The organism is Larkinella punicea, assembly GCF_003334855.1.
Classification (GTDB): domain Bacteria; phylum Bacteroidota; class Bacteroidia; order Cytophagales; family Spirosomataceae; genus Larkinella; species Larkinella punicea.
In genome coordinates this window covers 1-1235 of sequence record NZ_QOWE01000057.1, presented here as the reverse complement: position 1 = coordinate 1235, position 1235 = coordinate 1, and the positions used below count along the sequence as shown (strand labels likewise).

The following is a 1235-nucleotide window of genomic DNA, read 5'->3' as shown; positions in this document are numbered from 1 at the left end:
AATTGATAAGCGACTGGTGGCTACCTTCTCCACCCTGTTTTCCAGCATCCTGCTGTTACGCAATAGCAAAATGGGGCTGTTGTTGAGTGAGTTAGGGAGCTACATTGCGGGCTATGCGCATGCTCCGGCGGGTACCAAGCGACTCAGTAATCTGCTGCGCTGTAAAAAATGGGATGCCTCACTGATCGATGCGTTCTTTTTCCAACGAACTCAGCAACGCATCGCCCAATTGCTACAGGGCCAAAAACGCCCCCTGCTACTATGGGATGATAGTCGGATCGAAAAGCCCGAAAGTTGGTTTATTGAGGGGCTTTGCTCGGTCGAAAGTAGTAAGGGCAAGCGTCTGACCAAGATCAAGAAAGGTTTTTTTAAGCCTCCTGCCACGCGCATTTGCGTACCGGGTTTTCAGTGGACCGGTGTTTTGTTAAGCGCGCTTGGCGAAGTGCCCAGTGTGGTGCAATTGAGCTGGTGGACCACGCGGGGGAAATATAAAGAAGTGGGCACCAACATCATGTATCGGATGCTGAAGAAACTACAGGCTTTTATGCCCCAATCCGTACTGCATGTACTCGACAGGGGGTATGCCAGTGCCTGGACAATCGAATGGATGTTGCACTTTGAGCAGGACTTTCTGGTGCGCTGGAAAAAAAATCATTTGCTCATCCATGCCCAGAAAGGTACGAAACAAACCCATCTGCTGGCACGTAGTTGTGTGGCTCAGGGTCGTAAACTGCTGCGGGATAAGGAGCGCAAGATCACCAAACACGTCAGTGTAGGGTGGTCAGCGGTTCGTCATCCTGATTTTCCAGATCATCCCCTGTTTCTGCTGGTGGTCAGGGATCGCAGAAATCATCAGCCGCCGATGTATCTGCTGACATCGGTGAGCATTACCACGCTGAAAGAGGCTTGGGAGATGGTTCACAGTTACATGCACCGCTGGCAGATTGAGCAGGCTTTCCGAGCGGGCAAAGCGGAGTTAGGCATGGAGTCCCCTCGGCTGTGGTTTTGGGAAAATAGGCTTAAACTGTTGGGGATAGTGGCCTTAGTATACGATTTTTTACTTTCCTTACTAAGGAACTGGTCCCATTGGCTTCCCCTTTTTCTCAAGCAGTGGGTGCCCAGAACGGGAAATCGGCACCGAACTGCTTCAGTGCCGATTTACAGATTACGCTTAGCCATCACCAACGCGCTTATGGTCGATTTTGCCTTAACTCAAAATTCGGGATGACTCATGT

The 1235-nt window shown here is 50.7% G+C and carries 1 protein-coding gene; it reads left to right on the top strand.

Annotation, left to right across the window (positions count from 1 at the left end; translation table 11 throughout):
- A partial coding sequence (locus DUE52_RS31985; RefSeq protein WP_445476052.1) for a transposase occupies nucleotides 1-1228 on the top strand: 1228 nt, incomplete at its 5' end.
- Nucleotides 1229-1235: the final 7 nt, after the last annotated feature.